The organism is Algoriella xinjiangensis (assembly GCF_900115015.1).
Lineage (GTDB): Bacteria > Bacteroidota > Bacteroidia > Flavobacteriales > Weeksellaceae > Empedobacter > Empedobacter xinjiangensis.
This window is the reverse complement of record NZ_FOUZ01000001.1, coordinates 334,827-341,273: the sequence shown is the minus strand read 5'-3', so window position 1 is coordinate 341,273 and position 6,447 is coordinate 334,827. Positions and strand designations below refer to the sequence as shown.

The following is a 6,447-nucleotide window of genomic DNA, read 5'->3' as shown; positions in this document are numbered from 1 at the left end:
CCTTAAATTATAAAACGATTGAAGAATTTAATCAACAAAAAATTAGTTATAAAAATGTAGCTTAACTAATACTCCTATTTTTGTTTGCATATCCACATCTATTTTAAGATTTTCTACACACGGTATATTTTTTTGAGATTTTACATTACCATTTATATCGTGTATTTGATAATTGCAAATACCATGATTAGAAGTAATGTTTAAAAAATGTGTAGTAGGTACAGGAAATATTGTTATATTATTTATACTTTTTTGACCACTACTTGTATTATCTTTTCTAGAGCCAAGAACTGTGGTGTCTCCATCTAAAAGATTATTGTTATTATGAGTGATAGGTTTTATAATGATTTTGAAATTATTTTTAGGAATTATTCTAACACCACCATCATTTGTTAAAAATTGTATTACTCCACTAAATTCAGTATCATAATTTTCGTTAGTTAGTATAACATTTTCATTATAATAAGAGAAAAACATATTTTGCTTTTGACCACTTATAGCATTATCAATAGGTATTTGTGCAATTGCTTTTATAGAGAATATAATGAAAAGAAGGAATAAAAATTTCTGCATTTTTTTTAAGCAAATATATAAGATGCTTTATCCTCTTGAAATACCATAAATATGGTATTTTTGAGCAAAAATTTTATGTCTATTAAATTTTATATACTTTTTATTTTCTCAACTTTTGTTTTTGGACAAAATCAACTAGCTGAGGTTAAAGAAGTAGAATATTATAAAATATATAAACGTTATTCTGATTCTGATTTAGATAAAGCTTATAAAGCAATAGAGATTTCTTACAACCTCAGTAAAAAAAATAAGAATACAAAGTTATTGGCTAAAGCAACTTATGGATTAGGTTATTGCTATTATTTATATGAAAAAGATTCGTTAAGCGAAGTTTATATGGATGAAGCAAGTAATTACGCAAAAAAGGTAAATGATATAGAGACATTGTCTAAAGCATTAAATATAAAAGGAAGTCTTTATAATTATAAAAATCAAAAAAAGAAAGCATTAAAATATTTCCACGAATCTGTAAAATATTCTTCAAAAGACGTTAAGTTATCTAACAATACAGCTGATGTATTAAGCAATATAGCAAATATATATGTAACCGAAAATGATACGATAAATGCCTTGAGGTATTATCATGATGCGATAAAAATTCAGAAAAAAAATAAATTAGAAAATTCATTAAGTAATACCTACAACAGTTTAGGTGTATTGTATATGAATGGTAATCAAGATAGTGCATTGTATTATATAAATAATGCATTGGTATTAGGAAAAAAAAATAAATTAGATTATCAATTGATTAGTCAGTATTTAAATATAGGGATTATTTACCTCAATTTTTTGGATACAAAACATTATGATAAAGCTAAACTAAATCTTATTGAAGGATTAAGATTAGCAAATAAATTTAATGTAAGTCGATACCAATTTCAAGGAAATTTGTATTTGGGAATATACTATATGAAGGCTGAGAAAAATAATGTAAAAGCTAAAAAATATTTAGATAATGCTTTAAAACTCTTAAAAGAGAATAAAGATCACGATTATAATATAGAATTGTACAAAGCACTTTCTACTGTATATTTTAATTTATCAGTTTATAAAAAAGCATTTTTTTATAAAAATTTAGAAAACAGCTTAAAAGACAGCATTTTTAGCTTAGAGAAAAACAAACAAATACATGAAATTCAGACTAAATTTGATGTAGAGCGAAAAGACTTTCAAATAAATTTATTAAAACTTGAAAAAAGAAATAAAGAAACCGAAAATTTATGGATTCGTTTTACAACTGTCGTAGGAATTTTAGGATTATTAACAATAGGACTTATCTATAAATCTAAACAAAAAAAGAAAAATCTATTATTATTACAAGAACATGAAGTAAAAAGAATGCAAGATGTGGTAAAAAGCCAAGATGATGAGAGAAATAGAATTGCAAAAGATTTACACGATGGCGTTGGAAATAAGCTATCTGTTTTAAAACATATACTTCATCAACAAACAATATCAAATGAAGATGTAGAGTTTCTAAAAAATGGGACCAAAAGCTTGATGAAAGAAGTTCGAGAAATTTCGCATGATCTTAGTATTTCTTTAATTAATCAAAAACCAATTTTAGAATTGTTTGTAGATTTATTAGATACTTTTCAAAATAAAACAAATATAAAAATAGAGTTTAATATTTATCCAAATAATGCTTTAGATTCGTTAAAAACAGTAAAAAAAATACATCTTTATCGTATTTTACAAGAAGTTTTAACCAATATAGAAAAACATGCAGTTGCTAAACAAGTAGTGATAACTGTAACAAAAAATCAAAATAAACTTACCTTAATAATAGAAGATGATGGCAAAGGTTTTAATTTAAAAGAAGCAGGAGCTGGAATAGGAATATCTAATATAAAAGAAAGAGTAGAACTTATAAAAGGTCAATTAACAATTGATACTAATATAGGAAACGGAACAACAATAATAATAGAATTAGATGAAGACGGAGATAAAAATAGCGTTGGTAGATGATCATCAGATTTTTTTAGAAGGATTAAAAAATTTACTTCAACAAGAGAACGATTTTAAAATTGTTTACACAGCAAATAAAGCAATAGATTTTATAAAATCTATTGACAATCTTATAATTGACATATTAATTGTAGATGTTTCTATGCCTGATATGAATGGTTTAGAACTTATAAATGAGATTAAGAAAAAACAATTTTCTGGTCGTATTATTGTTCTCAGTTCTTATGCCAATAATATTGATGATAAACTTGTAGATGCAGCAGTGTTAAAAGAAGTTTCTAATAAAGAGTTAATTGCTGTTGTACGAGCAGTGTTTAAAGGAACATATAAAAAAGAAAATGATCATAAAACAACAAAAATTATTAATCCCGCTCTCCTTAGTTCTAGAGAAAAAGAAATCGTTAATTTAATTGCGGATGGATTAACAGTTATCGAAATTGCAGAAAAAATAGCGTTGAGTAAATACACCGTAGAAACACATAAAAAAAATATATTCCTAAAGCTTAATGTTACAAATAATGCCGAACTTATAAAAAAAGCAATAATATTAGGACAAATTCAGTTTTAATATTCAAAAAACGTACGCAATTTTATCTTTTCATTCATGTTGTTTTTAGTGATTATTTTCATGATGAAATTTCTGAAAAAGACAAAAGGCTAATATTAGTTTTCATGCATGAAATACAAACAACAAAAAAATTAGGTAAAGCAACCAAATTTGCTTTACCCAATTTTATAATTTAAGCACAGATATTTTTTAATCTTTGATGTGTGATACCCATTCTTTAAATTTACCAAATTGTTCTACAAAAAATGATTCTTTTTCATGATCTTCTTGATGGTCTGCATTCGGAGGAAGAATATGTTCAAAGTAACTTCCTTTCAAAACTTTTCTTAGTAATGCTTCGCCCAAAAATGGTTGATCATCATTCAATGTTTTTGTCGCTTTTAACAAATGGCGAATATCATATTGTAATGGATTAATATCTGGTACTTGTTTATTTAAATTAAGTAATTCATAAACTGCAATACGTGCCGTTCTTACAGAGCTTTCCATTGTAAAAACAACATCATTATTTGTTTCAACAAACTGCCCTACTAAACCTAAATTCGTATAACCTTCGGGTACAACAGTTGGACGATCTCCTTTTGCTCTTGGCATAAACATAGAGGTAATATAAGGCATAAATGCTGTACGAACAATGGTATTTTCAATCACATTATCCAATTGTTCTTCTATACCTAGATGATAACATAATTCCGCAAGAATTTCATTTCCTGTACACATTGGCATCGTTTTTTTAGTGTAATTACCTTCTTTATCCATAAATAAGGAATAAACCCAAATAACCAAAATATCATCTGGTTGAGTAGGGAAGTGAGGTTGACGATTACATGTAAAACTCATTAACCAATTAGAATCGGTAATCGTAATGATTCCTCCTGTAACAGTTTTTCCCGAATAAGGATCGTTAACCGCATATTCTTTTAATTTTTCTACAAAAGCAGATGGTTTACAAGTAAGCGTAACAGATTCCCATGAAGATTGATTTATATTAGAACAAAATTTTTCTGGTTTTCCGAAAATTGGAGATTTTGCCGCCAAGTTTTTCCACAATTGCCATCCCGGACTTTTACCGCTATTACTATTGTCTATTGTTAAAACGGGTGCAGTTGTGTTTGTTCCGTAAGAAGTATCCTCTGTCATAGAACCAGTGGTTACAATAACATAATCATCATCTTTTATAGGAATAATAATATCTTGACCGTTTTGTGTGGCTTTAATTCCTGTTACACTTTTATTTTCGTTACTTGTATCCAATATCAAATCTTCAACCAACGTATTAAGTTGTATTGTAACGCCTTTTTCTTTTAACCATCTACCCAAAGGAGTAACAAATGTGTCGAATTGATTGTATTTAGGAAAAACGAGAGAAGATAAATCATTTAAACCATCAATTGCATGTAAAAAACGGTGCATATATAATTTAAATTCAAGTAAACTATGCCAATTTTCAAATGCAAACATTGTACGCCAGAAAGTCCAAAAGTTACTGGCTAAAAATGCTTCGCTAAAATAATCTTCAATCTTAATATCATCTAATTCTTCTTTTTTCTTTAAAAGTAATTTGATGATTGCTAATTGATCTTTTTTCTTTAAACCAAATTTACTAAAATCCTGTACGGTTCCTTTATTATGAATTAATCGAGCGATTGAATAGTTAGAATCGTTGTCGTTTACAAGACGATATTCGTCCAAAACACTATAAGGCGCAGGAAGTTCTAATGCAGGAATATCCTGAAACATATCCCAAAGATTTTCGTAAGTACAATCCATTTCTCGTCCACCACGAATTATATAACCGTCTTTTGCATTTCCGGCACCATCCAAAGAACCGCCTTCTACAGCCAATTGTTCAATAAAATGAATGTTTTCTGGTGTAAAATGCCCATCTCGAATAAAATAATAAGCCGCTGATAAACCTGCAATTCCACTTCCTATAATGTAGACTTTATTGTCTTTATAAGATTTTGTCGGAATACCTTTGTTACGTTGATAATTTCCTATTTGATCTGAAAAAGGATATGATTTTTCTGGTGTATTTCGAGGAGTTTCTTTGCTAGAATCTGGTTGATGATTGATGTTTTTAGAAACCGATGAGGCAGCTAAAAATTTGTCAAATTTTTTAGGAATTGTAGACATAGTTCTTTTTATTTTAGATTAATACTATAAAGTTAGATAAACCTAAAATGATTGGTGTGTCCTTAAATTCTTGAAATGTATACTAAGTTTCCTCTTTTACGAAATAAATTGTTTTCTATAGTCCAAAGGACAAAGCGTGGTGTGTTTTTTGAAAAATCGACCAAAAGCAGACAAAGAATTAAAACCAGTAATAAATGCGATTTCCGAAATATTATTTTCCGAATCAGAAAGCAGAATGTAAATTTCTTTCAAAAGAATTTCATCTATAATTTGATGAGGTGTTTTACCAGATGTTTTCTTAATTACACTAATCAAATATTTATGGCTAATGCATAATTTATCAGCATAAAAATTTACTTTTTTCTGATACAAAATATTCGTTTGCACTAATTCAATAAATCGATAATATAATTGATTGTCTTGTTTTTGAATGTGATTTTCTTTTTTATGATTATTGATGAGATTGGCAATTTCTAAAAGAATATTCATGATAATTGTTCTAGAAATATCTTCTGTAAACCGCTGCTTGTTTTTCGTTTTACTTTCTAAATATCCAATTAACATCAATAGATGTAAAGTAGTTTCTTTGGTTGATTTTTCGATAGTAAAAGACGAATTTTTAAAAAGATCAAGTCTTTCAATAGAAAAAGCATTTACAGTATTTTTTAGCAAATAATTCTTATGAAAAAAAATAATTTTCATTCTGAAATCTCTACTTGTTTTAACAAATTGAACAATTGTAGTTGGTGCAGAAATAAGAAAACTATTTTCAGTAATTTTATATTCATTCTGATCAATTTTTAACTCGATTTCTCCTGAAATACAAATACAAAATGCGTAAAAATCCATTCGAAAAGGTGATTCAGGAAATTTCAGAATTAGATTGCCCGAAGAAATATAATATGGTTGATGAGTATTAACACCATAAAATAATAAAGTCTCTTGGAGATTTTCGTATGCTCTTATTTTATCCACCTTTTCACTTTTTGGTTAATATTTGGAAAAAGAGTTTTACAAATCGAGAAATATAATAACAATGAAATGTTAATCATTGATTACCTAAAATAGTTCGTTTTTTTAGGTAAAATAATCATTCTGACATTATAAAACTTGTGTAGTAAGAGCGTTTTATATGTTTTTAATATAAACAAAAATAGTGATTATAATATAGTTTAAGGCAAGACAAATGTTATAAAAATAAT

Annotated in this window: 5 protein-coding genes; 2 read left to right on the top strand and 3 right to left on the bottom strand. The window is 27.1% G+C overall.

Features of this window, described 5'->3' with window-relative positions:
* Nucleotides 1–42: 42 nt before the first annotated feature.
* Nucleotides 43–573, bottom strand: coding sequence for a hypothetical protein (locus BM072_RS01535; protein WP_092905854.1), 531 nt, complete (start codon nt 571–573; stop codon nt 43–45).
* A 75-nt stretch (nt 574–648) separates the two neighbouring features.
* On the opposite strand from BM072_RS01535, the gene BM072_RS01530 reads away from it, so the two are divergent.
* Both BM072_RS01530 and BM072_RS01525 read left to right on the top strand, forming a co-directional pair.
* Entirely contained in the window at nt 649–2,541 is a 1,893-nt protein-coding gene (locus BM072_RS01530; protein WP_177190236.1) for a tetratricopeptide repeat-containing sensor histidine kinase, read from the top strand.
* Complete coding sequence (locus BM072_RS01525) at nt 2,507–3,109, top strand: response regulator transcription factor (RefSeq protein WP_092905850.1); 603 nt, start codon at nt 2,507–2,509, stop codon at nt 3,107–3,109. The genes BM072_RS01530 and BM072_RS01525 overlap by 35 nt, the downstream gene beginning before the upstream one ends.
* Before the next feature lie 189 nt (nt 3,110–3,298).
* Here BM072_RS01525 and BM072_RS01520 read toward each other — a convergent pair whose 3' ends face one another.
* Together BM072_RS01520 and BM072_RS01515 are read right to left on the bottom strand one after the other, a co-directional pair.
* Nucleotides 3,299–5,245, bottom strand: coding sequence for an oleate hydratase (locus tag BM072_RS01520; protein ID WP_092905848.1), 1,947 nt, complete (start codon nt 5,243–5,245; stop codon nt 3,299–3,301).
* A 96-nt stretch (nt 5,246–5,341) separates the two neighbouring features.
* Nucleotides 5,342–6,220 (bottom strand): helix-turn-helix domain-containing protein, encoded by an 879-nt coding sequence (locus tag BM072_RS01515; protein ID WP_245752020.1) that lies wholly within the window; start codon nt 6,218–6,220, stop codon nt 5,342–5,344.
* Between the last annotated feature and the right edge of the window lie 227 nt (nt 6,221–6,447).